The organism is Luteibacter pinisoli (assembly GCF_006385595.1).
Lineage (GTDB): Bacteria > Pseudomonadota > Gammaproteobacteria > Xanthomonadales > Rhodanobacteraceae > Luteibacter > Luteibacter pinisoli.
Genome location: NZ_CP041046.1, coordinates 2,865,632 through 2,890,114 on the forward strand (window position 1 = coordinate 2,865,632; position 24,483 = coordinate 2,890,114).

The 24,483-nt window shown below is 64.4% G+C and carries 22 protein-coding genes; 13 read left to right on the plus strand and 9 right to left on the minus strand.

The annotated features are described in order from the left end of the window. Window position 1: 1 nt before the first annotated feature. The gene (locus FIV34_RS12965) at window positions 2-2,923 is read right to left on the minus strand and encodes a TonB-dependent receptor (RefSeq protein ID WP_139983410.1); all 2,922 of its coding nucleotides are present in this window, start codon (window positions 2,921-2,923) and stop codon (window positions 2-4) included. A gap of 284 nt (window positions 2,924-3,207) precedes the next feature. Here FIV34_RS12965 and FIV34_RS12970 point away from each other — a divergent pair, with 284 nt between their 5' ends. Together FIV34_RS12970 and FIV34_RS12975 are read left to right on the plus strand one after the other, a co-directional pair. Next, window positions 3,208-5,652, plus strand: coding sequence for a glycosyl hydrolase family 95 catalytic domain-containing protein (locus tag FIV34_RS12970; RefSeq protein ID WP_139983412.1), 2,445 nt, complete (start codon window positions 3,208-3,210; stop codon window positions 5,650-5,652). Between the two features lie 105 nt (window positions 5,653-5,757). Then, the gene (locus tag FIV34_RS12975) at window positions 5,758-6,366 is read left to right on the plus strand and encodes a hypothetical protein (RefSeq protein WP_139983414.1); all 609 of its coding nucleotides are present in this window, start codon (window positions 5,758-5,760) and stop codon (window positions 6,364-6,366) included. 51 nt (window positions 6,367-6,417) lie between these two features. Here the strand turns inward: FIV34_RS12975 and FIV34_RS12980 are convergent, their stop codons facing one another. After that, window positions 6,418-6,768, minus strand: a complete 351-nt coding sequence (locus FIV34_RS12980; RefSeq protein ID WP_246058615.1) for a hypothetical protein — start codon at window positions 6,766-6,768, stop codon at window positions 6,418-6,420. A gap of 246 nt (window positions 6,769-7,014) precedes the next feature. Between FIV34_RS12980 and kdsA the strand changes: the two genes are divergently transcribed. Continuing rightward, window positions 7,015-7,860, plus strand: a complete 846-nt coding sequence (kdsA, locus tag FIV34_RS12985; protein ID WP_139983419.1) for a 3-deoxy-8-phosphooctulonate synthase — start codon at window positions 7,015-7,017, stop codon at window positions 7,858-7,860. Window positions 7,861-7,956: 96 nt separating this feature from the next. On the opposite strand, the gene FIV34_RS12990 is transcribed toward kdsA, so the two are convergent. Further along, window positions 7,957-8,628, minus strand: coding sequence for a coiled-coil domain-containing protein (locus tag FIV34_RS12990; RefSeq protein ID WP_139983421.1), 672 nt, complete (start codon window positions 8,626-8,628; stop codon window positions 7,957-7,959). 253 nt (window positions 8,629-8,881) lie between these two features. On the opposite strand from FIV34_RS12990, the gene FIV34_RS12995 reads away from it, so the two are divergent. Beyond that, complete coding sequence (locus tag FIV34_RS12995; protein ID WP_139983423.1) at window positions 8,882-9,259, plus strand: type II toxin-antitoxin system RelE/ParE family toxin; 378 nt, start codon at window positions 8,882-8,884, stop codon at window positions 9,257-9,259. 39 nt (window positions 9,260-9,298) lie between these two features. Here the strand turns inward: FIV34_RS12995 and FIV34_RS13000 are convergent, their stop codons facing one another. The 3 genes from FIV34_RS13000 to FIV34_RS13010 form a co-directional block, all read right to left on the minus strand. Beyond that, entirely contained in the window at window positions 9,299-9,643 is a 345-nt protein-coding gene (locus FIV34_RS13000) for a helix-turn-helix domain-containing protein (protein ID WP_139983425.1), read from the minus strand. A gap of 78 nt (window positions 9,644-9,721) precedes the next feature. Continuing rightward, window positions 9,722-10,678, minus strand: coding sequence for a quinone oxidoreductase family protein (locus FIV34_RS13005; RefSeq protein WP_139983427.1), 957 nt, complete (start codon window positions 10,676-10,678; stop codon window positions 9,722-9,724). A gap of 62 nt (window positions 10,679-10,740) precedes the next feature. Beyond that, window positions 10,741-11,679, minus strand: coding sequence for a LysR family transcriptional regulator (locus tag FIV34_RS13010; RefSeq protein ID WP_139983429.1), 939 nt, complete (start codon window positions 11,677-11,679; stop codon window positions 10,741-10,743). A 102-nt stretch (window positions 11,680-11,781) separates the two neighbouring features. On the opposite strand from FIV34_RS13010, the gene FIV34_RS13015 reads away from it, so the two are divergent. From FIV34_RS13015 to FIV34_RS13035, 5 genes are all read left to right on the plus strand, one after another. After that, entirely contained in the window at window positions 11,782-12,588 is an 807-nt protein-coding gene (locus FIV34_RS13015; protein WP_139983431.1) for an alpha/beta fold hydrolase, read from the plus strand. Window positions 12,589-12,644: 56 nt separating this feature from the next. After that, the gene (locus FIV34_RS13020; protein ID WP_139983433.1) at window positions 12,645-13,244 is read left to right on the plus strand and encodes a carbonic anhydrase; all 600 of its coding nucleotides are present in this window, start codon (window positions 12,645-12,647) and stop codon (window positions 13,242-13,244) included. Window positions 13,245-13,425: 181 nt separating this feature from the next. Beyond that, a complete protein-coding gene (locus FIV34_RS13025; RefSeq protein WP_139983435.1) occupies window positions 13,426-13,830 on the plus strand; it encodes a hypothetical protein in 405 nt (134 codons plus the stop codon). Continuing rightward, complete coding sequence (locus tag FIV34_RS13030) at window positions 13,827-14,465, plus strand: GIY-YIG nuclease family protein (RefSeq protein ID WP_139983437.1); 639 nt, start codon at window positions 13,827-13,829, stop codon at window positions 14,463-14,465. Before FIV34_RS13025 ends, FIV34_RS13030 begins: the two co-directional genes overlap by 4 nt. Before the next feature lie 104 nt (window positions 14,466-14,569). Next, the gene (locus FIV34_RS13035; RefSeq protein ID WP_139983439.1) at window positions 14,570-17,452 is read left to right on the plus strand and encodes a beta-galactosidase; all 2,883 of its coding nucleotides are present in this window, start codon (window positions 14,570-14,572) and stop codon (window positions 17,450-17,452) included. On the opposite strand, the gene FIV34_RS13040 is transcribed toward FIV34_RS13035, so the two are convergent. Next, window positions 17,449-18,345, minus strand: coding sequence for a LysR family transcriptional regulator (locus tag FIV34_RS13040; protein ID WP_139983441.1), 897 nt, complete (start codon window positions 18,343-18,345; stop codon window positions 17,449-17,451). The two genes, FIV34_RS13035 and FIV34_RS13040, sit on opposite strands and share 4 nt — an antisense overlap. A gap of 100 nt (window positions 18,346-18,445) precedes the next feature. On the opposite strand from FIV34_RS13040, the gene FIV34_RS13045 reads away from it, so the two are divergent. Next, window positions 18,446-19,384, plus strand: coding sequence for an NmrA family NAD(P)-binding protein (locus FIV34_RS13045; RefSeq protein ID WP_139983443.1), 939 nt, complete (start codon window positions 18,446-18,448; stop codon window positions 19,382-19,384). A gap of 4 nt (window positions 19,385-19,388) precedes the next feature. On the opposite strand, the gene yjjJ is transcribed toward FIV34_RS13045, so the two are convergent. Continuing rightward, window positions 19,389-20,708: a type II toxin-antitoxin system HipA family toxin YjjJ gene (gene yjjJ / locus FIV34_RS13050; protein WP_246058616.1), complete on the minus strand. Its 1,320-nt coding sequence runs from the start codon at window positions 20,706-20,708 to the stop codon at window positions 19,389-19,391. A 263-nt stretch (window positions 20,709-20,971) separates the two neighbouring features. On the opposite strand from yjjJ, the gene FIV34_RS13055 reads away from it, so the two are divergent. From FIV34_RS13055 to FIV34_RS13065, 3 genes are all read left to right on the plus strand, one after another. Continuing rightward, window positions 20,972-21,154, plus strand: a complete 183-nt coding sequence (locus FIV34_RS13055; RefSeq protein ID WP_139983448.1) for a hypothetical protein — start codon at window positions 20,972-20,974, stop codon at window positions 21,152-21,154. Window positions 21,155-21,252: 98 nt separating this feature from the next. Continuing rightward, window positions 21,253-22,380, plus strand: a complete 1,128-nt coding sequence (locus tag FIV34_RS13060) for a Fic family protein (protein ID WP_139983450.1) — start codon at window positions 21,253-21,255, stop codon at window positions 22,378-22,380. Window positions 22,381-22,485: 105 nt separating this feature from the next. Next, window positions 22,486-22,842, plus strand: coding sequence for a hypothetical protein (locus tag FIV34_RS13065; RefSeq protein ID WP_139983452.1), 357 nt, complete (start codon window positions 22,486-22,488; stop codon window positions 22,840-22,842). Here the strand turns inward: FIV34_RS13065 and FIV34_RS13070 are convergent. Then, a complete protein-coding gene (locus tag FIV34_RS13070; RefSeq protein WP_139983454.1) occupies window positions 22,839-24,446 on the minus strand; it encodes a Na+/H+ antiporter in 1,608 nt (535 codons plus the stop codon). The genes FIV34_RS13065 and FIV34_RS13070 overlap by 4 nt on opposite strands. Between the last annotated feature and the right edge of the window lie 37 nt (window positions 24,447-24,483).

Consider the following 24,483-nt stretch of genomic DNA (forward strand, 5'->3'; position numbering starts at 1 on the left):
ATCAGAAAGTGCCCCGCAGGCCGACCGTGTAGATCGTGCCATCCGCCTCGGCGTACAGGAAGCGGTTGCGGTAGACCGAGTAGTCGTACAGGTGCTCGTGGGTCAGGTTGGTGCCGGAAACAAACGCCGAGAGATGCTTGTTGATCGCATAGCTCGCGCTCAGGTCCACCTGGCCGTAGGCGCTACGCGTGGCCGGCTGGGCGCCGCCGCCGTAGGAAATGCTCTCCAGGTACTTGCCACGCCAGTTGTACGCGGCGCGGACCTGCACCGGGCCCTTCTCGTAGTACAGGCTGGCGTTGGCCGAATCACCGATACCCGGCACCGCGAACTTGCCCGACGTCGAGATGAGGCCGGGGCTCAGGTTGGTGCTGCTCTTCACGTGCGTGTAGTTCAGCGCCATGCCAAGGCCGTCGAACGGATCAGGCAGGAGGTTCTTGAACTGATAGTTGAAGGTGACTTCTTCGCCGTAGATGTTCGACGAGTTCAGGTTCACCGGCTGGGTGAGCGACCAGGTCAGCGGCTGGCCGCTGTTCTGCTCGGTCAGGAACTGCACCGGCGAGCTCACCAGCGTGCTGAAGTTGCTGACCTTCTTGTAGAAGCCTTCCACCGCGATATAGCTGGCATCGTTGATGTACCACTCCAGGCCCATGTCGTAGTTCCGCGAGGAATACGGCTGGAGCTGCGGGTTGCCACGCGAGATGGTCAGCGAGTTCGGGCGCACGCCATAGCTGGTGTTGTAGTACAGGTTGCTCAGCTGCGGCGGCGTCAGGGTCTTGGACAGCGAGAAGCGGTAGATCAGGTTGTCCAGCAGGTTCAGCTTGAAGTTCATCGACGGCAGCCACTTGTGGTAGCCGCCCTTCGCCGACTGCGGCGCCAGCGGGCCGTACGTCACCTGGGCATTGCTGGTGTCGTTCGGGTCCACGTAGTACGTGACCGGCGGCTGGTTCACCGCCGTGGAGGTCGAGACGATATTGAGGTACCGGACGCCCACGTCGAGTGCCCAGGGCATGTTCCACACGGTGTCTTCGAACACGGCCTTGGCGAAGGCCGCCTTCTCGTTCTCGCCCACGTTGTTGTAGCTACCGGGGTTAGGCGCGGCATCGAGGGTGCCACCGTTAGCCGCCAGGCCGGCCAGCAAGGCGTTGCGCTTGTCATCCGGAAGCTGGTTGTAGGCGGCCGGCGACGCCAGCCAGGACAGGTAGGCGCGCGGGTCGTACTGGATCCACTGCGACGGAGCGCCCGGCGAGGACACGCCATGGATCTTCGACGGCGCATCGTAGACGTAGGCCCCGACGGCCTCCGGCGGCACGTTCAGCGAATAGCCGCAGTACGCGTTGCAGAGGATGCCGTTCGGCGTGCCCCAGCTGTCCGACTTCACCCACTGCTTGGTGTACTGCACGCCCGCTTCCAGCCGCGTAAGCACCTGGTCGTGGAAGGCCTTGTCCAGCTTGAGCTGGTAGTTGTTGACCTTGTTGGTCACGTTGTTGCCCGAACCTGCGTTACAGCAGTGGGCCGCCAGGTTGGACATGTCGGTGGTCGACAGGATGTTGGAATAGCTGGGCGGCTCGCTGTTGCCACCGTTGGTCCAGGTGGGGTTGGTGCCGAAGTTCTTGGCACCGATCACCAGGAAGTAGCCGTTCGGGCTCTCTTTGTTCCAGGCCTTGGAGCTGGAAACGTCCAGGCTCAGCTTGGTGTCCTGGTCGATGTCGAAACCGAGGTTCAGGCCGTTCTGATAGCTCTTTTCGTAGCTGGGCGCGTACGACATGACGTAGTCGTTCGCCATGACGTTCGGGCCCGAGCTCTTGCGCACGAAGTTGAGCGCCGTGTTGTTCGGGTCGACGGTCAGCGACTGGATATCGCCGGTGTTGCCGTATTCGCCGAACTCATGCTCAAGGCCATCCACCTTGTAGCTGGAGAACAGGGTATCGAACTGCACCGTCAGCTGGTCGATCGGCTTCCAGTCGATGGCGCCGCTCACGCCCTTGCGGGTGCGCGTTTCGTCCAGCACGTTGGTGGCCAGGGTTTCCGGCACCGCGACGTTGGTGTACGTCGGCGTGGTCTGGGCCGGGTCCACCTTGATGTCCTGGCCGGCGTACCACGAGTTGGCCTGGGTATTGAGCTGGGTGTCCTTGCGCTTGTAGTACTGCGCCGAGGCCGTCCAGCCGAAGGTGTGGTCTGCGTTGGTCCAGCCGAACAGGCCCGAGGCCTTCGGCGTGGTCTTGCCCTTCCAGTCGCCGGTCAGGTTGCTGTTGACGCCTGCCCCGCTCCACGCCCCGTGGTAGCCGCTGAAGTCCAGCGGCCGCGCGGTCTGGATATCCACCACGCCACCGATGTCGACCTCGGTGATGTCTGCCGACGAGGTCTTGTTGACCTGGGCGACGCTGATGATTTCCGAAGGGAGTACGTCGAAGTTGAAGGCGCGCGAGCCGGAGGCCGTGGCCATGGGCCGGCCATTGACGGTGACGGCCACGAACTCGGGACCGAAGCCGCGCACGGCGATCTGGCTGGATTCACCGCCACTACGGTTCACCGACACGCCGGGGACGCGCTGAAGCGCGTCGGCCACGTTGGCATCGGGGAACTTGCCCGCCTCTTCGGCGGAGATGGAGTCAACGACGTTGACCGAGTCCTGCTTGATGGCCTGCGCGCGCTGCAGCGCCGCCAGCTGACCGGTGACGGCCACGCCGCCCAGGTCGGTGATCTTCTTGTCGTCGCCCGCATCGGCCGGATCGGTCGCGGGCTTGGCCGGCTTAGCCGGCTTGGCGGGCTTGGCCGCCTGTGTGGAAGCTGGCGCTGCGGCAGGCGCCGCATCCGCCGCTGGCGCCGTCTGCGCAAAACCTGGCGCGCCGTAACCGACCATCCAGGCGACACCCGTTGCTACCAGTGACCGCCGCACGGCGACCGCCAATTTCGTAAGCTGCATGGTTACCCTCCCCAACACTGTGGACTAGCCCGATGAGCACACTCGGCTTGCCGCGCGAGGTTTGCTCACACCGCTCCCTCAGACGGTGTTGCAACCCTTCGTTTTTCCCCGTCACCCCAAACGTCTGACAGAGCAGTCAGCAGGCACTGTGCATTTGTAGTACTTATTAATCGTTGCCCATATTCGGCGTCCCCAACAAGCTGCGGCGCAGCATGACAAGGCCGACCGGGGCGGTTTAGATTTATTTGTCTTACAAATCAATTCTTCAGGGGCTGGCAGCGCCAATGACGAGCGACGCAGAACGGCACACGGAAGGGCACGAAGCGCGCTCGGACGGGTTGGACAGGCGCCAGTTCCTCAGGCTGACCGGCACCATGGCGGCCCTGCTCCCCTGGCTTGCCCTGCCCCGCTTCGCCGAAGGCGCCCCGGTGCAGCGCCCGGTCGGCCCCATGCCTGCGCCCTCGGGCAAGCACGTGCTGTGGTACGACACGCCCGCGCCGGAATCGAACGTGCTGCGAGAAGGCCTGCCCATTGGCAATGGCCGGCTCGGGGCCCTGGTCGGCGGCGACCCGGCCTCCACGTGCCTGTACCTCACGGACGCCTCGATGTGGCTGGGCAAGCGCGACATAGTCCTGGGCGACGACGGCCAGTTCGATTACACCACGGAGCACTTCGGCAGCCTGGTGATGCTGGCCAAGCTCTACCTGTCGATCGAGGGGCACGACGCGGCCCACGTCACCGACTACCGCCGCGAGCTGGACCTTGGCCAGGGCTATCTGCGCGTGTCGTATCGCAAGGACGGCGTCGGCTATGCGTGGGACATCTTCGCCAGCCACCCGGACGACCTGATTGCCATCCAGCTCTCGCAGACGGGCGGTGGCAGCGTCAGCGGCACCGTCGCGCTGCAGACGATGCATGGCGATACCACGCACTCGGAAGCGCTTCATGGCGGGCCAGCGGGCGCCACATGCCATTTCGAGGGCGTGCTGGCGAATGGGCTCCGTTACGCTACGAACGTCATGGCGGTGTCCGACGCCGGCACGGTGAGCGCCGATGGCCGGGGCATCCGTTTTGCCAACTGCCGCACACTTTCGATCATCGTCTGCGGCGGCACCAATTACACGCCGGACGTCGCCAGCAACTACATGGACGGCTCGCTCGATCCCCTGGCGCTGGCAACGAAGAAGACCCGTGCTGCCGCCCTGCAGACGCCCACTGCGCTGTTGCACACCCACATTGCCGACTACCGCGGCCTGTTCGATGCCATGCAGGTGGATCTGGGCACCTCGACGAAGGCACAGCGCGGCATGGATACGTGGACGCGCCTGCAGGCCCGGGCCGCGGCCGGCTCAGCGGCCGATCCTGAGTTCGAGGCGACCTATCTGCAGTACGGCCGCTACCTGACGATTGCCGGCTCCCGCGACAGCCTGCCGACCGGCCTGCAGGGCCTCTGGCTCGACAGCAACGTCTCGCCGTGGATGGCCGACTACCACAACGACATCAACATCCAGATGAACTACTGGCTGCCCGACCGGGCCGGCCTGCCCGCCTGCTTCGAACCCTTCACCCGCTACTGCCTCAGCCAGCTGGATGACTGGACCGCTGCGACCCGCGAGCATTTCAACGACCCGCGCAACAGCTACCGCAATCGCTCGGGCAAGGTCGCCGGCTGGACCGTCGGCATCTCCACCAACATCTACGGCGCCGGCGGCTGGCGCTGGCATCCGGCGGGTAACGCGTGGCTGTGCAACAACCTGTGGCAGCACTACCAGTACCAGCCAGACCGCGCCTACCTCGCGCGCATCTACCCCCTACTGAAGGGCGCTTGCGAGTTCTGGGAAGCACGCCTGCTCACCATGAGCGTGAAGGACTCGGCCACGGGCCAGATGCGCAACGTGCTGATCGATGACGCGGACTGGTCGCCCGAACAGGGCCCCACCGACGCCAGGGGCAACACGTACTCGCAGGAGTGGGTCTGGGATCTGTTCGAGAACTACCGTCGGGCAAGCGCCGTGCTGGCCAGGGATACCGGGTACGCAGCGACGATCGGCGCGCTGCAGGCGAAGCTGTATCTCCCCCAGGTCAGCATCAAGACCGGCTGGCTCGAGGAGTGGATGACGCCGGACGACCTCGGCGAGACCGAGCACCGTCACCTGTCCCCGCTGGTGGGCTTCTTTCCCGGCGACCGGATCCGCGTGGGTGACAGTGCGCCGGCCCTGATCGCAGGCGTGACCAAATTGCTCGAAGCCCGAGGCACCGGCGGGTACGGCTGGGCCGCTGCCTGGCGCGCGATGTGCTGGGCACGTCTGGGCAACGCGAAGAAGGCCTACCAGCTCATCCTTACCAACTTTTCGCCGTCAAAGAACCGAAGTAACGGCACGGCGCAAAACCTGTTCGACATGTACCAGCTCGATGCCACCAGCGACGCCTTCCAGATCGACGCCAACTTCGGCACCCCGACGGCCATGCTTGAGATGCTGATGTCATCGCGGCCGGGAGTGATCGAGCTATTGCCCGCGTTGCCTGAAGCATGGGCGGCATCGGGCAACGTGACGGGCATTGGTGCGCGCGGCGGCTTTCAGGTGGATCTGTCTTGGAAGCACGGCAAGGTCACGTCGGTAACGGTGCGAAGCGTAGGTGGCGAGCAGACGCAGTTGAAGCTCGGTAAGTGGACGCATGCCGTGACGCTTCAGCCGGGTGGCTCGGTAACGGTCACGCCTCCGGCCTGATGGCGTGGATCGTGTAGGCACGAGCCTACGCAAGGACGCGGGCAACGCTCCGAATCATCCGCCATACCATGAGTGCCCCTATCGTCCATTGCACAGGGCACACGGATGGCTACAAAACTTCGCGATTCCAACCGTCAATCGTCGGCGCACGCGCCTGTGACCGAGCTCGCCTTAACCAGCGGACCAGCTCATGAAGGACGCCTCGACACACGAGTGACCAAACTCGAAGCCGATGTTTGCTGTATCCGTCGGGACCTGTGCGTCGTTCAGTCGGACGTGCACGACATCAAGCGAAGCATCGCCGGGATCGACTGCACATTGGTCGATCTTGGAGGAAAACTCGAGAGCCTGGACAAGAAGGTTGACGCAAAGGCCGAGAGCCTGGACAAGAAGTTCGATGCCAGGATCGACAGCCTCGAAGCGAAGGTCGAGGCGAAATTCGATAGCCTCGAAGCGAAGTTTGAGGCCAGGCTTGCCAGTATGGACTCAAAGTTCGAGTCCAAATTCGACAACCTTGAAATCAAGCTCAACAGCAAGATCGATCGCGTGATCGAGACTATGAATCAATTCCCGACCAAACTGCAGCTTGCACGTTGGGCGGCCGGCTTCATCTCCGCCTTCCTGGTGGTTGCGATCGCAATCATCGCCCTTCTCCTCCGGGCCAATGGCCATCCTCTTGCTGCCGAGGTGGTCGAGACGGCGATCGGAAAGTAACGCATTGAAAATACCCCGGCGGTAACCACCGGGGCATATGTTGCTACGGCATCAGTGCTTCTGCTTGTAAATGTGCCCGCTGTTCCGATTCTCGGAGCGGTTGAGGTTCTTCTGCTCGGCCTTGGTCAAATGGCCGTTGTGCTTCGCCTCATCCACGCTTTCACGGCGGGCAATATTCGCATCGTGCGTTTCGTCGCGGGCAGCCTGCTTCTGCGTCATCGTGCCGTTCGCGACGCCCTTGTCGATACGGTTCTGCTGGTTATCAAGGCGGTTATTCACCTCGTTGACTCGCGGATGGCCCGGCACATCCGTCTGGGGCGCGGCCTGGGCCATGGACTGGCCGGACACCGCGGCAGCACCAAGGACGAGGGCAAACAGGGCGACCTTCGACGTAGCGTTCATGGACATGGTTTTCCTTTGGTAGGGAAGAGAGCGACTTAGGTGCACGCACCGAGCGGTTTCCGTCCCAGGGATCCATCATCCCTCCCGACTCACTGATGGCCCATGCGCTGTGCAGACCGTATAACGACCGAGGATTAGCCGTGTTGACGGCCGACTTTGTAAAGATTGTGTTCCGTTCAGTTTCCGCCGAACGGCGGCTCCCGGAGGTATCATGGGCGGTCTGGCCTACCCCCTTTCGGAGTCCCCATGAACGTTTCCATCGCCCCCGGCGTAGAAGTTGGTAACCGCCTGCCTTTCGTCCTGTTCGGCGGCATCAACGTGCTGGAGGACCTCGACTCCACCCTGCACGCGGCGGCGCACTACGTGGACGTGACCCGGAAGCTGGGCATCCCGTATGTTTTCAAGGGCAGCTTCGATAAGGCCAACCGGTCGTCGATCCATTCCTACCGTGGCGTGGGCCTCGAAGAAGGCCTGCGAATCTTCGAGCGGGTGAAGAGCGAGTTCGGCATCCCGGTGATTACCGACGTGCACGAGGTGCCGCAGGCCGCCGTGGTCGCTGAGGTCGTGGATGTGCTGCAGATCCCGGCCTTCCTCGCGCGCCAGACCGACCTGGTGGTGGCCATCGCCAAAACCGGCCGTGCCGTGAACATCAAGAAGCCGCAGTTCATGAGCCCCACGCAGATGAAGCACGTCACCAGCAAGATTGAGGAAGCGGGCAACAACCGCATCATCCTCTGCGAGCGCGGCGCGCAGTTCGGCTACGACAACCTCGTGGTCGACATGCTTGGCTTCCGCGAGATGGTGGAGTCCACGGGCGGCTACCCCGCCATCTTCGATGTGACCCACAGCCTCCAGCGCCGTGACGCCGGCAGCGAAGCCAGCGGCGGCCGCCGTCGCCAGGTGGTCGAACTCGCCCGCGCGGGCATGGCCGTTGGTATCGCTGGCCTATTCCTGGAAGCCCACGCCGATCCGGACCACGCGCGTTGCGATGGCCCGAGTGCGCTTCCGCTGGAAGCGCTGGAGAAATTCCTGGGCCAGATCAAGGCGATCGACGATCTGGTCAAGGGCTTTGAGCCGCTCGATATTCGCTAAGCAAGACGAGCAAAGCGGTCTGATCGTGAAAAGGCCTCGACTGCAACAGTCGAGGCCTTTTCTTTGATGGTTCATCGCCAATTGAGCAGCCGTGAATCAGGGGGTCTTCCAGCTGATGTGGCTACCGACCATATCCCAGATGCTCGCGGCAGCAGCAGCCAGGCAGCCGAACAAAATAGCCATGCCCCAAACGCGATCCTTCCAGCTCACAAGCGTCCGAACGTTTGAACTCAAGCCAGTGGCCGTCAGCTCAAGTCCAGAAACCCGAATATCAAGCCCTGTCACCTTGACATCGAGCTCTGTAACCTTCGAGTCAAGGGCGCTGACCTTCGTGTCGAGGGCGCTGACCTTCGAGTCGAGGGCGTTGACCTTCGTGTCCAAGGTAGTGACCCGCGCGTCAAGGACGGTGACCCTTTTGTCGAGCACGTCCACCTTGGCTTCGAGGCGATCCATTTTCTTTTCGAGCGCGCCCACTCTGACTTCAAGGCGATCGATCCTGGCATCGAGCGCGTCCACCTTGACTTCGAGGCGATCCATCCTGACTTCGAGGCGATCCATCCTGACTTCGAGGCGACCCATCCTTTCATCGAGTCGGTGGACCTGAGCCCCGAGGCCGTCTACCTTCTCGTTTAGCCCGATGAATGCACTCTGCAACACATCCAACTTCTGATCTTGACGCGCAAGCGAGCGGAGGATCTCGGCAAGTATGTCGTTGCGTTGCTCAAAATCGTGATCTCGCGATGTTCCCTTTAACGCGTGAGTGCTCATACATCGTCTCGGTTCCGTGCCCGTAGAGACTTTAGACCGAGCAAAAAGGCGCGTCTGTAGGCGAAACGCGCGTCCTCTGCCATCTTTCGCCTAGCATCCGCCAGCCACTCCATTCCATAGGCAGATCCGCTTGCCTCAAGCCTGCGAGGTACTACGTGAGCTCGCGCCAAAGTCCTACGACCGCTGTCGGCAATACCGGATAACAGCCGTATCACAGCGTGGATACGCTCGCCCACTGAACCGTGGGAGAGCAATGAAACGATTCAACTTTGTGAACAAGGCAGCTCAAAAGGCTTTCATGGGGCTACCCGCCGCCATCCGAACTCAGTTCGGCGCTGATATCTATGCAATCCAGCATAACCAGCGCTGCTTTTCTGACTGTGAGGATGTCTCATCCAGCGTCGGAAAGGGCGCATTCGAACTGAAGGAAAATGGAAGTCCCGCGTACCGCGCCATCTACTGCGCCAGGTATCTGAACACCGTCTACATTCTTCATGCGTTTGCCAAAACGACCAACGGTGTCGACCGACAGGCTATGGCAACGGCGGCCATGCGCTACAAAATACTTGCAAGTCTCAATGCCGAGGAAGCCAGGAAGCAGAAGGTAGGCAAGCGCATCTCGTCGAAATAACGCGCAAGCCTCGACAGAAGCAATCCTTCGCGAAAAAAATCAGGGGCTCGCAACGTGATGTAAAAGTGCCACTCTTACGGCACCGCGCTTACGACCCACTGCCTTCGTGAACGTTGGTTGGATCCGGTATCCAAGCGACGAGAGGTATCCGAGCAGAACATCCGCCGATAGCTTGTGGAGCTTGCCGCACATCAGCTCGCTCACACGCGACTGGGGCACGCCCAGAAGCTCGCCAATCGCGCGTTGCGTCAACGCCTTCTCTTCGAGCATGCTGCGCACCACCAGCATCATGTCCGCGCGAAATGTCAGATCCGCTGCTTCCCTGCTGGCATGCTTGCCCTGGGTAATTGCTTCGAACACATTGTCGTACGCGCCCTGAGCCATGAGACACTCTCAGATATACAGATATTTGTATATTAGCCCGAGCGACTCAGGTGTCAACACCCTCGCCAATACCCAACCTCAGCAGACCGTCATCACAACCTTCCCAACCGCCCCACGGCTTTCCAGAAACGCATGAGCCTTCGCTCCATCGCGCAGGTCATACGTCGCGGCGATCGTCGGCTTCAGGGTCCCGTTACGAATCTGGGCAAAGAGTTCCGCCGCCCGCTCCCTGCGAATCTCCGCACTCGTGAGCACGTTCCACAGATCGCCGCCGGTCAGCGTCAGCGAGCGGTCCATCAGCAGACGCGGGTCAACGAAATCCGGATCGCCCGCGGCCATGCCGTAGAACACCACGGTGCCACCGGTTCGCGTTGCCGCCAGGCTGTCACCCAGCGTGCGGCCGACCGAGTCGTAGGTCACGTGGACGCCTTCGCCGCCGGTGGCTTCAAGCACGTTACTGACGAGATCGTCGTAGCCGAGGACCACGTCGGCACCCGCCTGGCGGGCCGCCTCGCGTTTTGACTCCGAAGAGGCGATGCCGATTACACGCACACCCTTCGCACGCAGCATTTGCACCAGGAGCAGGCCCACGCCGCCCGCGGCGGCATGCACCAGCGCCACCTGCCCTGCCCTCGGCTGCGAGCTATCGGTAACGAGGTACTGCGCCGTAAGGCCCTGGAGCAGCACGGCGGCAGCCGTTTCGTAGGCGATGTCATCCGGCAGCGGAATGAGCTTTGCCGCATCCACGGCAACGAGTTCGGCGTTAGCAAACGGCATGTCCGCAAAGCCCACCCGCGCGCCCTTCGGAAACGGGCCGCCGTCTGACACGATGTCCCCAGCGCCCTCGTACCCGAGGATCCACGGCGCCGCACCCGCGAGGTGATACGTGCCATTGCGACGGTAGACATCGGCGAAGTTCAGGCCGGCGGCACGGGTGCGCACCAGCACCTGGCCGGGCGCGGGCACGGGATCGGCGATCTCGTCCCACTGCAGGACATCGGCGCTGCCGAATGCGTTGAAAAGGAGGGCTTTCATGGGACGACCTGGGATTGCGAGCGGTACGGAACGCCTATGGTACGGCCATGCGCCCGGGACGGCTAACGCGCCGAGAAACCCCTGGCGGGCTCGTAACCCGCATCCCATGCGAAGGGTTCAGCCAGCGATTCCGCAAGGTAGTCGACGAACGCACGCACCACGCGCGGCAGATACGCGCGCGTGGCGTAGACGACACTGATGTCGAGGGGCTCGGCGTCGTAGTCGGGCAACAGGCGCACCAGCTCGCCGCGCTGCAGGTGCGGACCGAGAATAAACGTAGGCCCAAACACCATGCCTGCGCCGGCAACGGCAGCGGCAGCCAGCATCTGCACGTTTTTCGCCACCACACGCGGCGTGCCTTCCAGGCGGTGCAGCGCACCGTCGCTGCCACGCAGTGTCCAGTCGGCGGGCGACACCGCGTCGCTGAACGCCAGCATCGGTGCACCGGCGAGGTCGGAGGGATGTGTCAGGCCCTCGTGCGCTGCCGCAAATTGAGGAGAACCGCAAAGCACCATGCGGCACGCGCCCAGGCGACGGGCCACCAGCGACGAGTTGGCCAGCTTGCCGATGCGAATGGCGACATCGACCGCATCGCTACGAAGGTCCTGGTAGCGGTCGTCCACCTGCAGTTGAAGGGAGACGCCGGGATGGCGCGCCAGAAACCCGGCCACCACCGGCCCGAGATGCAAGGCCCCGAACGTGACGGGCGCCGTGACCCGCAAGGTGCCGGCGATATCGCCGGTCTGCGAGCGTGCCTCATCGTCGGCTTCGCGGACCTCGGCCAGGATGCGCTGACAGCGAACCAGGTAAGCCTCACCTTCCGGCGTCAACGCCAGCTGGCGCGTACTGCGCCGAAGCAGGAGCACGCCGAGTTCGGCCTCAAGCGCTGCCAGGTATTTGCTCGCTCGCGACGGCGGCATGCCGAAGAGGCGCGCGGCCCCGGCGATGCTCCCGGTACGTACCGTGGCTTCAAACACACCCATGCAGGTCAGTCGGTCCATTCGATCCCCTTTTGACCGACTGTCGGTCGTTTGTGGTGGCTAATCAGTGCTGAGACGCGTCCCTAGGATAGGCCCATCCTTCCCGCACAGACAGGTGGCCCCATGACCCTCTCTTCCCTCACCCGCCCCCAGCTCTTCATCCGCGATCACGGCACGCGCGGTCCGGCATTGGTGTTCCTGCATTACTTCGGCGGCACCTCCCGCACATGGCAGGCGGTGATTGATGCGCTGCCCGCCAACATCCGGACCATCGCGCCGGACCTTCGCGGCTGGGGGCAGTCCGAACGTCCGCTCACGGGGTACACCCTCAATGCCTACGCGGATGACATCGAAGCCCTGCTGACCGGCAAGGGCATCGCTGACTACGTGCTTGTCGGCCACTCCATGGGCGGCAAGATCGCCCAAGTCATCGCTTCACGCCGGCCGAAGGGCCTGCGTGGCGTCGTCCTGGTGGCGCCTTCCCCGCCCACGCCGCTGGTGTTTCCGCCGGAAGCGCTGGCGGGCATGCAGACGGTGTACGACACCCGCGAAAGCATCGAGGGCGCCCTCGCCCACATGCTGACGGCTACGCCGCTGCCTGACGCGCTGCGCGAACAGGTGGTCACGGACAGCCTGGGCGGCTCGAAGGAAGCCAAGGCAGCGTGGCCCGACGTGTTGAGCCAGGAAGACATTACGACCGCCGTACGAGCGATCGACGTGCCCGTGCTGGTGATCTCGGGCGATGCTGACAAGGTGGATACCACCGACACCCTGCGGGTCGAGCTTCTTCCGCGCATCACGACGGCACGCATGCACGTGTTGCCGGGCGTCGGACACCTCGTACCGCTGGAAGCGCCCGTGCAAGCCGCGCGCCTGATCAAGGCCTTCGTCGAAAGCACCACAGCGGCTTCGCTATTACCCACCGCGTAATTGCTGGGCCTCGCCCATCGGCAAATACTCACTTCTCCCGCACCCGAGGAGACACCATGAGCATCCCGACCGGCAAGTTCCAGGAATATGTCCTCAGCGCGCATGAGGGATTCAACGAGCCTGCGATGCGCGAAGCCTTCGCGCAGGCCGTGCCACTGAAGACCGTGGTGATCTACTGCCTTGATCCGCGCGTGACGGAGATTCCGCAGGCCGTCGCAGCCTATCTCGGCGACGAGACGTACCCCGGCGAAGTGATCATCAACGAAAGCGGCTCGCGCGTCGGCTCCACAACCACCTTGACCGCTGTGGCCGTTGCCGCGGGCCGTGCCGTCGATGCCATCCGCTCCGTCTCCGTCCTGGAGCATCTGTTCGGCGTCCGGAACATCGTCGTCGTGCACCATTCCAATTGCGGTGGCACGTCGTACAGCGCCGAAGGCATGATCGAATCGTTCCACCACGAGCACGGCACCGACATCTCACATGCCTACGACGCCGGCAGCGTCTGCATCACGGACTTCGAGGCCTCGCTGACCTACGACACGAAGCTGCTTCGCTCCAGCCCGGGCGTGCCGAAAGAAGCCACGATTCTTGGCCTCTTCTACAACACGGATACAGGCGAGCTTACGGAAGTCGTGCGCAACGAGGGTGTCAGCTGACCCGGCAATGCAGGAGGGGGCGCATACAAGCGCCGCCCTCTGCGCAGTTGAGCGTCCGCCGGCCTTGGCATGGCCTGGCAGAGCCTCTACGGCCCAACCCGAAAACAGGGCAACCTGAGCGCACCCCGGACGGTACACATCGGCATACACTGGTCCTGTTCGAACGACCCCGGAGGCCGCCATGACACCGTCCGCCCGCATCCTCCTCGCCCTGGCGGTGGCCGCCACGATGGCCGGCCCCGCCCTGGCCCGGCACGACGACCCGGCCACCGAACTGGCCAAAATCAAGGAAGGCCGCATCGCTGGCACCCCGCAGCGCTGCATCAGCCTGCCGCAGGTGTTCAACACCCAGGTGATCGACAAGACCACGATCGCGTACCGGATTGGCTCCACGTATTACGTCAGCCAACTTCGGTCCGGCGCCGAGGCACTGAACTCGGACGACGTGATGGTCACCAAGACGTTCGGCTCGCAGCTCTGTGAACTGGACTCCGTGCGCATGGTGGACCGCTACGGCGGCGGGCTGCGCGGCTTCGCCGTTCTCGGACCCTTCATCCCATACAAGCCGGCGCCCAAGGACCATTGAGCACGCCGTCATCCGACGACGAGTTTGACGCGCCGATCCCGCGCTTCGCCTCGCGCGGAAAGGCGTTCGTCTATGTACTGCCCTGCCGCGACCGCGACCTGGTGAAGGTGGGCTTTGCGCGCGACCCGTTGAAGCGCTTCATGGACCTGCATCGGCGCTTTCACGCCTTCTTTGACCTCGACCGGGGTCTTCTGGTGGCCGTGGATACCGTGGCGCAGGCCCGGGCTATCGAACGCACGCTACTCACCCGGTTTACCGACGCGCGCGCCAACGCGCCACTCGAGGTGCGTGAGGTCGCTGCCGGCAAAACCGAGTGGTACGCGGGCATCGATCCACAGGTAACGCGCGAAGCCGAGGCACTCGCCGCGGAAGGCGGCCATGAGGTCATCGCACCCCTGCGAAACTGGCTCGGCAAACGCCTGGAAGAAAACGCCGACCGCGCCTACGACTGGGCGGCACGCCTTTACGAAGCGATCGCCGAGGCCCACGCGTACGGCGCGCGCCCAGAGCGAGCCGAAGCCGCGCTGGCGCAGACGATCGAGCGTTACGAGGCTGTCGGCATCCGAGCGAGGGGCTTCCTGCCGGATGACGTGGTGGCCTGGTACGAGTCGCACTATCAGCTACTTCAGCACTGATCATTTCATCTGAAATAAAAAACCCATATTTGCAAAAGTCCCCAACTTGCCCCACGCTTCGGCGATAGCCTGCCCGACAGGCCAGGTGTTGACCGGAGGTGGGGATGTTGCGTTCCAAGGGGCCGCAGGGCCGTCATATCGCCCGGGCGGCGGGCCTCGCCCTGGTGGCGCTCGCGGCCACCAGCGCCCACGGTGCCGAGGCGCCTGCGCCGGCAGCGCGCCATACCGTCACCTTCGACCGCCACTCGCTGATCATCGACGGCAAGCCCACCTACCTGTGGTCTGGCTCGTTCCATTACTGGCGATTGCCGAGTCCGGACCTGTGGAAGGACGTGCTGCAGAAGATGAAGTCCGCCGGCTTCAACGCCGTGGAGATCTACTTCGACTGGGGTTATCACTCACCCAAGCGCGGTGTGTACGACTTCACCGGTATCCGCGACGTGGACCACCTGCTCGATATCGCCCGCGAGGTGGGTATCTATGTCATCGCCCGGCCCGGCCCCTACATCAATGCCGAAACCGATGCCGGTGGCTTCCCGGGCTGGCTGACCACCACGGGTGGCACGCCGCGCTCCACCGCGCCTGACTACACGGCCGCGTACACGGATTGGATGACCGAGATCGACCGCATCCTCGCCCGTCACCAGGTGACGGACGGCCGCGGCACCGTCCTGCTGTGCCAGGTCGAAAACGAGTTCTACAACGACTCGGACGATGGCAAGAAGTACATGCAGGCGCTGGAAGACAAGGCGCGCGCGGATGGCATCACCGTGCCGCTCACGGGCAATCACAACACCAACTTCATCACCGGCGTCGGCGCGACGGAGATGCCCGGCTACGACTCGTACCCGGCGGATTTCGACTGCACGCGGCCAGAGCGCTGGAACGGTATTTACGACTTCGCCAGCGAGCGCCAGGCGCTGACGAAAACCCCACTGTTCTTCCCGGAATACCAGGGCGGCGCCTTTGACGTCTGGGGCGGCCCGGGCTACGAGGCCTGCCGCAAGCTCACGGGGCCGGATTTCGAGCGCGTGTTCTACGAGGCCACCATGGCCTCTGGCTCGACGATGCAGAACTTCTACATGACTTACGGTGGCATCAACTGGGGCTGGCTCTCGTCGCCCGGTGTGTACACCTCGTACGACTACGGCGCGGCGATCACCGCCAGCCGCCAGCTGACGCCGAAGTACGACCAGCAGAAGCTCCTCGGCTACATGACCCGCGCCGTGGCCCCGCTGGCGCGGACCGATGCCGTCGGCAGCGCCGTGCCGGACAACCGCCGCCTGCGCGTGACGGCGCGCCGCAATCCCGAGGACGGCACGCGCTTCTATATCCTGCGCCACGCCGAAGCCCAGGACACGACGGACGACGCCACGCACCTGAAGATCACCCTGGGCAAGGAAGGCGACACCACGATTCCGCAGGCACCCGGCACCGCGATCCACATCAACGGACGGGATTCAAAGGTCTTGCTCGCCAATTACCATTTCGGTGGGCAGAACCTCGCGTATTCCACCTCCGAACTGATGACGCAGGTGCGGGTGGGCGAGCGCGACGTGGCCGTGCTCTACGGGCGACACGGCGAAGACGGCGAGACCGTGCTGCGTTACGCGGCGAAGCCCGATGTCCGCGTGATCGAAGGCGACGTCGCGACGCACTGGGATGCCGCCTCACACACGCTGCGCCTCAACTATCGCCACGATGGCCTGGCGCGCGTGGCGATTACCCAGAACGGCACGCCCCTCCTCCTGCTTCTGGCTGACAACGCCGCGGCCGTGACGTTCTGGCAGCTCGACACGAAGAATGGCCCGGTCCTGGTTCGCGGACCGTACCTGGCGCGCACCGGCGAACAGACGACGGACCAGCTCACCCTCAGCGGCGACACGGACCGCGCGGGTGACATCGAGGTATTCGCGCCTTCGGCCGTCCGAACCGTCGCCTGGAACGGTGCACCGCTGGCAACGCGCGCGACGGCATCGGCCAGTCTTCTTGGCCACGTCGATGGGCCCGCCCCGGTCACCCTGCCGGTACTGCACGACTGGCACGTCGCCGACGGCGCACCGGAGCTGGCCACGGCTTTTGACGATCACGCGTGGCAATCGACCGATCGCACCAGCACACCTAACCCGTACTGGAATCACACCCTGCCAATCCTGGACAGCGACAGCTACGGCTTCCACCACGGCAACGTGTGGTATCGCGGGCACTTCAAGGCCACGGGCAACGAAACGGCGATCCGTCTTTCCGCCAGCCTTGGCGTCCACCTGGGCAACCACGGCATCTTCACCGCGTGGCTCAACGGCCACTTCCTCGGCAACAACCCGAGCGGTGCACAGCAGTTTCCGATCGACCCGAGCTGGCTGAAGAAGGATGGCGACAACGTCGTCGCCGTGCTCGTCGATAACCACGGCCATCTGCAGGAAGAGCACACGGGCACGTTCCGCGAGCCACGCGGCCTTACGGCCGCCACGCTGGTGGGCTCACAGGCACCGATTCGCTGGAAGGTCCAGGGCAACCTCGGTGGGGAAGACCTCCCCGACCCGATGCGCGGCCCCTTCAATGCGGGCGGCCTCTACGGTGAGCGCAACGGCTGGCACCTGCCCGCGTTCAAGGACACCCGCTGGGCCACCACCACCCTGCCCCATGCGACGGACAAACCCGGCGTCGACTGGTACCGCACGCACTTCACGCTGGACCTGCCGGCGGGACAGGACGTGCCGATCGCACTGCGCATCCACGATGCGGCGCCCCATCACTACCGCGCCATCATTTTCATCAACGGCTGGCAGATCGGGCGCTACATCAGCGACGTGGGCCCACAGACGGACTTTGAACTGCCGGCTGGCCTGCTGAATCCCCACGGCGACAACACCATCGCGATCGCGGCATGGAGCACGGCGCAGGATGGGGGCCTGGGCGAGGTGTCGCTGGTGGTCCAGGGCAACTACCGCTCCGCCTTGCGCGCGGAGCCGAAGGGAGCGCCCTAGGCGCTCTTTATGTAAGCCGCGAGGCCTGCGGCGAGCGCTGCGAACGTCACCGCGCAGCGTTCGCTGGCCCGCAGGTCTTCGTGCATCGCCACCCACGTATCCATGGTCAGCGAGAAGTGCCGCGGCAGGACACGCACCAGATGCGTGTCGCGCGCGGCCAGCGCGGATTGGCAGATACCGATGCCGAATCCCGCGCGGATGGCACCGAGCTGAGCCAGGTCGCTGTTGGCACGGAACGCGAAGCGATCGCGTGAGAACGCGGGCACCTTTTCCTGAAACCGACGGATAAAGTCGTTCTCCTGGTCGAATCCGATCACCGCATGCCCGGCCAGTTCATCCATGGATGTCGGTACGCCGCGTGCAGCGAGGTAGCGCTCGTGCGCGTGCAGACCTACCTCGATACCGCCGACGCGCTTGATCACGAGCGCCTCCTGCACGGGACGGAACATGCGCACGGCGATGTCGGCTTCGCGATGGAGCAGATCATCCGCACGGTTCGACAACACCAGTTCGATGACCAGCTCCGGGTGCTCAGCGTGAAGCGCAGCGAGAATGGGCGGGAGGACTTCCACGCCGATGACCTCGCTTGCCGTCAGCCGCACCGTGCCGCGAACACCTGACCCGTGGCCACTAGCGGCGCGGCGCAGGGCAGCAGCCGTCGCGGCAATACCGGCGGCGTAGGGCTTCAGGTCCATCGCAGCGTCCGTGGGGGCGAAGCCATCAAACGAGCGAATGAACAGCTTCAGCCCGAGCGAGGCTTCCAGGCTGTCAATGTGCCGGCCCAGCGTGGGCTGCGTGAGCCCGAGCGCCCGGCCAGCCGCCGAGAGTGAGCCGCTTTCGAGCACCTGCAGAAAGCTCCGGTACCACTCCCACTTCGGTTCGCTGTCGGCCACGGTATGCATTTTCCTTTAGCTTCTAACCGATTCTAGGCAATTTTGTTTCGCCACGTCGAACCGCAGACTACGCCCATCCCACCGAGTCCAGGAGAACACCATGCCCAACGTCGCACTGTTCGGCGCCGCCGGCGCCATCGGCAAGAGCGTCGCCGCCGCCCTCGCCGCCAGCGGCCAGCCCTACCGCGTGGTGGGCCGGAACGTGGCGAACCTGCGGGCAGGTTTCGGCGCCGATCCCCTCGCCGAGATCGTCGGCTGGGACCCGAATGACCCGGCCTCGGTCCGCGCGGCCGCTGAGGGCGTCGATACGCTGGTGTATATGGTGGGCGTGAACTACTGGCAGTTCGAACTGCACCCCGAACTGATGCGAAAGACGCTCGAAGGCGCCGTCGCCGCCGGCGTGAAGCACATCGTCCTGATTGGCACCGTTTACCCGTACGGCCGCGCCGTTGCGAACCCCGTACGCGAAGATCATCCCCGCGAACCGCATACGTTCAAAGGGCGCATGCGCAAGGCGCAGGAAGACATCCTCATGCAGGCGCATGCGGACGGCCGCATCCGCGCCACTGTGCTTCGCCTGCCCGATTTCTATGGCCCTGGCGTCGAGGCCAGCCTGCTGCACGGCGCGGCAAAGGCCGCGGTGAAAGGCGGCACCGCTGACATGCTGGGTCCGCTCGATCGCCCCCATGAGTTTGTCTTCGTGCCCGATGTCGGGCCGGTGGTCATCAAGCTCATCGATACGCCTGCCGCTTTCGGCAGGATCTGGCATCTCGCCGGCGCAGGCGCCACGACGCAGCGCGATATCGTGGCGGAGATGGAACGCCAGACCGGCAGGAAGCTCAAGCGACGTGTCGCCGGCAAGACGATGCTGCGGCTCTTCGGCCTGTTTAATCCGATGATGCGCGAGATGGTCGAGATGAATTACCTGATGACCGACCCTCTCCTCATGGACGACTCGGCGTTGCAGCGGCTGATCGGCCCTGTCCACAAGACCTCGTATGCCGAGGGCGTCCGGCAGACGCTCAACGCGCTGCGCTAAGGACTCAGCGGGAGATGTCGAAGCGCTGTCGCACCGCTGCTATCGCATCCCCGTTGGCCTGGGCCATGCCACGGAACGCATCACTGATGGCCTCGTGGCGCGCCACCCGCCGCCAGAAGGCCTCACCCCATTCGGCAGCGCGCTGCCAGTACGCCTGGTCAGCCGGCGTCGGCGTGGGCGGCTCGAAGGTCCGCGGCGGCAACGCACCGTTTGCCGCGGGCCGATAGAGCATCGGCAGCATGTCGTAGCTGGGCGCTACGGCGAGTGGCAACCGGTCATCAAGGAAGAAACCGAGATTGCCGAAATGCATGTCGGCGTTCGCGATCATCCGGCCGAACCACCAGCGCTGGCGGACCTCGGCTTCGCCTGCGGCGTCCACCCAGCCGCTCTCGTGCATGCGCGCGGTAGCGCGCGCCCAGTCGTCGCGCTCGCCGTCGTGTGCATCACTCCACGCTGCCAACGTGACAAAGCCACGCCGGCCATGTGCGCCAATGCGATCGAATCGGGTCACCTCAAGGCACAGGCGTTCGTTCGACCAGATCAACTCATTACGGGCGCTGGCATGCCCCTGTTCGGCCAGCAGCTCGCCGGCAAGATGCTCGCAGACGAGCAGGTCCGCCCAGCGGCGGCCGGTGGGATTCGATACGGGTTCGCTGAACTTCACGATGACGTGGCGGACGCTGCCGTCGGCGCCCGCCACGCGCGTGGTGAACTTGGGCTGCTCGCCGGCTGCGGACGATCCGACCGGTTCGCCGGCCATCGCCGATTCGGCGAGCTGCCCGTAGGCGGCTGAACGCGCATCGTCACCGAGCGTCGGTGGCGGCTGCTGCAAGGCCCGATCCAGCCCATCCGCACCGACGACGAAGTTGCCCGGGCCGTCATCGCCGTGCAGGACCAGGGCCGCGAGCACTGCGTCGTCGCTCCAGCGGAGGATGTCCGCAGGCAAACCCAGGTCCTTCGCCCACTGCTGGGCGAACTGCCGCCCGAGGAAGCCTTGCGGCCGCTGATCGTCGAGAAACCAGGGGATGCCCGGGAAGACGCCATCCACGAACTCACCCTGGAACCAGTCAGGCGAGGGTCTTGCCTCGACCAGGCTCCCCCCGCCGTATAACGCCGTCAGATCGCCGAATGCTTCGGGCCTTCCTTGCGCATCGATCCGAAAGAGCGGCCAGGTGGTGCCAAGGCCCCTGACATCACGACGCGCCGCGTACCTCGCCCGCCGGGCCCGGCCGATGCGGGCCACCTGGGGCTCGGCCCCGCGCAGGGCGCGCGAGATGCTGGGCTGGCTGGTGCCCAGTGCCGTTGCCAGTTCTGCCGCCGTCATCGCCCCCCGTTGCCGGAGGAGATCGACCAGGGGAGCGATTCGGGGGTCGTCGTTTGCCATGCATGAATAGATACTTGAATAGATTCTTTTTGTCTATATTCCTTTCATTCAATGAGATATGCGTTCATTTGACGCTTATGTGAATAGATTCTCAAATAGTTCAAGCGGCGTGCACGCTTCCCGTCATGGCGTGACGCGCGCCTGACCTGACGTTCACGACAGGGGGCCAACAGTGGCGGCGTACTCACTGCGGGAGGGCCGCCATGAACCACGATCGCCAGGACGTTAACCACCCGGACCACAAAGCGCCGGACAAGCGGGAAACGCCGGCCGAGAAGAAGGAGCGCAAGGACCACGCTAGCGACAACCAGGACCAGGCGCTGGAAGAGACCTTCCCCGCCAGCGACCCGGTCTCGCCGTTTGTCCCGGCTAAGGCGCCGGAATAATCGTCACTTCACGCCCATGCGGCGATTAGGCGCCGTATTCACTGCATACAATGCGGTGAATATTTGACCATGCGGCGATTAGGAGCGATATTCGCCGCATGGAAGGCGGCGAATACACTTACATCTGGCAAGCGTCCGACTGGCCGAACTGGCGTTACGACCTCGCCCGACTAGCCGCGCCGCTGGCCGACGTTAGCCAGGCCCAGGGCCGGCTTCTGGGGCGTATGGCCGACGTCGGCATGCTCCTGCGCGGCGAGGCGAGTCTGGCCGCCCTCACCGACGACGTCGTGAAAACGAGCGCCATCGAGGGCGAGCGGCTGGACGTCGCCTCGGTCCGCTCCTCGGTGGCGCGCCACCTCGGCGTTGACGTCGGCGGCCTGGCGCCCACCGATCGTCATGTCGAAGGCGTGGTCGAGATGGTGCTGGACGCCACCTTGGGCGCGGACACACCGCTATCGGCCGACCGTGTGCAGGCCTGGCATGCCGCGCTGTTTCCCACCGGCTACAGCAACCTGACGCGTGTACGCGTTGGCGCGTGGCGCGACGATGCCAAAGGCCCCATGCAGGTCGTGTCCGGCCCCATGCATCGGCACACGGTGCACTTCGAAGCACCGCCCGCGGCGCAGCTCGACGATGCGATGTCGCGCTTTTTCGACTGGGCCAACGCGAGCACAGGCGAACCTCTCCTGATCAAGGCCGCCCTGGCCCATCTGTGGTTCGTGACACTGCACCCGTTCGATGACGGCAACGGACGCATCGCGCGCGCCGTGGGTGATCTGTTCCTGACGCGCGCGGATGGTAGCCCGCAGCGCTTTTACAGCCTTTCCGCCGAGATTCAACGGCATCGCTCGGCCTACTACGACGTGCTGGAACGAACGCAGAAAGGGTCGCTCGACGTCGACGAATGGCTGGCGTGGTTCCTCGCGACATTGCGTGATGCGGTCGCCGCGGCACACGCATCACTCGATAGCGTGCTCCACAAAGCGCGATTCTGGCGACACTGGGGCAGCACGGCGATGAACGCCCGGCAGGTGAAGCTGGTGAATCGCCTGCTCGACGGTTTCGAAGGCAAACTCACCTCGGGCAAATGGGCAACGATCGCGAAGTCGTCCACCGATACCGCCCTGCGCGACATCAACGAGCTGCTGGCCATCGGCATGCTTCGCCGTACCGAGGGCGGCGGCCGCAGCACGGGTTACGAACTGGCGCCGCTGGACGCGGACTGACCGCCAGCCCCAATTGCTCGACCGGCGCACAAACCGGTCGTTTGTCACACCCGGCTGATAGACCGGCCCGGTGGGCACGGGTATGCTCCCGGCCAAGGGGGATCCATGGAAGAGAAAAAGAAGAACATCCTGCATGTCAGGCCGCCCAACTTCACCGCGGGCGTAGCCACCGGCATTGCCATCACCGGACCAACGGACGACGGCTTCGTCCACCTGCATTTTTTCCGCGAAACGCAGCGCATTACCCACGACGACGTGCCTACGCGGTCGCCGGCGCCGAATGAGTTCGAGTTCGCCTGGGCCCGTGCCGAACCGCAGATCCATCCGCAGCGCGAAGAGCTGGCCGTGGTGTCGGTGCCGCTGGGCCGCCTTCAACTGATGGCGAACGCCCTGGGCCGCGCCGCGCAATTCGTCGAGTCGCTCCAGGAGCCGCCCGTGCGCGGCCCGAACAAGGTGGCCTAGGCCTCTTCGTCGCCAGCGCCCTTGCGGTCGTTTTCGGCCGCGATCTGCTGATAATCCAGATCCCGCTCCAGGTAATGGAGCAGTTCGTCGTGGATGCGCCCGCTGCGATGCAGGCGCAGCAGTTCCGCGCGCCCGGCCGCCAGCGCGGCAAGCACCACATCGTAATGGGCTTCGCGATCCCCGGTGATGGTGAGCGACTCATCAACCACGCGCGATGCGATAGTCACGCGGTAGGTGTACTGCTCCAGCAGGCGCGGATGCACCAGCTTGCCGCTGGCATCGTACGCATGCGCCTTGACCGCTTCGAGCTGTGCCTTGTCGATATGCACGTAGGCCTGCATCTCGCTGAGATGATCGCCTTCGTTATGGATATTCCGGTCGAGGCCGAGCCAGCGAATCATCGGACCCATGGTGCCGCCCTGCACCACCACCGTCACCAGGATGGTCGCGAAGGCGGCGGCCAGGGTGAGGTCGCGACCTGGCATGTTCTCCGGCAGCGACAGCGCGATGGCCAGGGTTACCACGCCACGCATGCCCGCCCAGCCGAGCAGGAACGTGGACTTCGGTGACGGCGGCGACGGTTTGCGGCCAAGGGCGCGCAGCACCGGTACACGCAGGTAATCCGTGGCGTAGACCCAGAGGAAACGCGACACCACGACGGCGGCCAGCACGCCGAGGATAGGCACGCCCAGCAGCTCGAACGTATTGCCGATGCCGCCCAGGCGCTCCACCACGCCGCGCAGCGAGAAGCCGATGAGGATGAATACCAGTGCCTCGAGCAGGAAGATCATCACGGCCCAGAACGAGCCGCCGCGCACGCGCGCATTGGCGGAAAACACCTCGTGCTGGAACCAGCCAAAGATGATGCCGGTGCTCACCACCGCCATGACGCCGGAGACGTGGAACGCTTCGCCGCCGATATACGCCGCCCACGGCGACAGGCACGAGGCCGTAATGGCGAGGAACACGTCATCGATCCGGCGCAGCACCATCACCACCAAGGCACCCACCACGGCACCGACGAGAATGCCGCCCAGTGCAAGCCCGGCGAAGCTCATCAGCGCGCCACTCGCACTGAACGCGCCCGTGAGCGCTGCCGCCACCGCGAAACGGAACAGCACCAGGCCGGTCGCATCGTTAAGCAGGCTCTCGCCTTCCAACAGCACCATCAGCCGGCGCGGCAGGCGCACCTTGCCGAGCACGGCCTTCGCCGCGACGGCATCCGGCGGCGACACCACGGCGCCCAGCGCAAAGCAGGCCGCCCACGGCAACGAAGGCACGATCCAGTGCACCGTGGCACCCACCACCAACGTGGTGAAGATCACCGCGCCCACGGCCAGCCAGAGGATGCCGCCGAGATACCGGCGGAAATCCGACCACACGGTGTAATACGCACCATCCATGAGCAGCGGTGGCAGGAAGACGATCAGCACCAGCTCCGGATCGAAACTCACCGCCGGCACACCCGGCAGGAACGCGATGCCCGCGCCGCCTGCCAGGAGCGCGGCGGCCGTCGGCAGACGGAGTTTTCTTGCAATCAATTCCAGCGCGACGATGGCCACGAGCAAGATGAGGACGAACTCGAATGTCGTGGTCGAAGACATGGCATGAAACCGGGGGGACGATGCGGGCAAGCATACC

Coding starts and splice junctions, on each gene's coding strand:
- FIV34_RS12965 (WP_139983410.1), bottom strand. CDS start 2,923: ATGCAGCTTACGAAATTGGCGGTCGCCGTGCGGCGGTCACTGGTAGCA.
- FIV34_RS12970 (WP_139983412.1), top strand. CDS start 3,208: ATGACGAGCGACGCAGAACGGCACACGGAAGGGCACGAAGCGCGCTCG.
- FIV34_RS12975 (WP_139983414.1), top strand. CDS start 5,758: ATGGCTACAAAACTTCGCGATTCCAACCGTCAATCGTCGGCGCACGCG.
- FIV34_RS12980 (WP_246058615.1), bottom strand. CDS start 6,768: ATGAACGCTACGTCGAAGGTCGCCCTGTTTGCCCTCGTCCTTGGTGCT.
- kdsA (WP_139983419.1), top strand. CDS start 7,015: ATGAACGTTTCCATCGCCCCCGGCGTAGAAGTTGGTAACCGCCTGCCT.
- FIV34_RS12990 (WP_139983421.1), bottom strand. CDS start 8,628: ATGAGCACTCACGCGTTAAAGGGAACATCGCGAGATCACGATTTTGAG.
- FIV34_RS12995 (WP_139983423.1), top strand. CDS start 8,882: ATGAAACGATTCAACTTTGTGAACAAGGCAGCTCAAAAGGCTTTCATG.
- FIV34_RS13000 (WP_139983425.1), bottom strand. CDS start 9,643: ATGGCTCAGGGCGCGTACGACAATGTGTTCGAAGCAATTACCCAGGGC.
- FIV34_RS13005 (WP_139983427.1), bottom strand. CDS start 10,678: ATGAAAGCCCTCCTTTTCAACGCATTCGGCAGCGCCGATGTCCTGCAG.
- FIV34_RS13010 (WP_139983429.1), bottom strand. CDS start 11,679: ATGGACCGACTGACCTGCATGGGTGTGTTTGAAGCCACGGTACGTACC.
- FIV34_RS13015 (WP_139983431.1), top strand. CDS start 11,782: ATGACCCTCTCTTCCCTCACCCGCCCCCAGCTCTTCATCCGCGATCAC.
- FIV34_RS13020 (WP_139983433.1), top strand. CDS start 12,645: ATGAGCATCCCGACCGGCAAGTTCCAGGAATATGTCCTCAGCGCGCAT.
- FIV34_RS13025 (WP_139983435.1), top strand. CDS start 13,426: ATGACACCGTCCGCCCGCATCCTCCTCGCCCTGGCGGTGGCCGCCACG.
- FIV34_RS13035 (WP_139983439.1), top strand. CDS start 14,570: ATGTTGCGTTCCAAGGGGCCGCAGGGCCGTCATATCGCCCGGGCGGCG.
- FIV34_RS13045 (WP_139983443.1), top strand. CDS start 18,446: ATGCCCAACGTCGCACTGTTCGGCGCCGCCGGCGCCATCGGCAAGAGC.
- yjjJ (WP_246058616.1), bottom strand. CDS start 20,708: ATGACGGCGGCAGAACTGGCAACGGCACTGGGCACCAGCCAGCCCAGC.
- FIV34_RS13055 (WP_139983448.1), top strand. CDS start 20,972: ATGAACCACGATCGCCAGGACGTTAACCACCCGGACCACAAAGCGCCG.
- FIV34_RS13060 (WP_139983450.1), top strand. CDS start 21,253: ATGGAAGGCGGCGAATACACTTACATCTGGCAAGCGTCCGACTGGCCG.
- FIV34_RS13065 (WP_139983452.1), top strand. CDS start 22,486: ATGGAAGAGAAAAAGAAGAACATCCTGCATGTCAGGCCGCCCAACTTC.
- FIV34_RS13070 (WP_139983454.1), bottom strand. CDS start 24,446: ATGTCTTCGACCACGACATTCGAGTTCGTCCTCATCTTGCTCGTGGCC.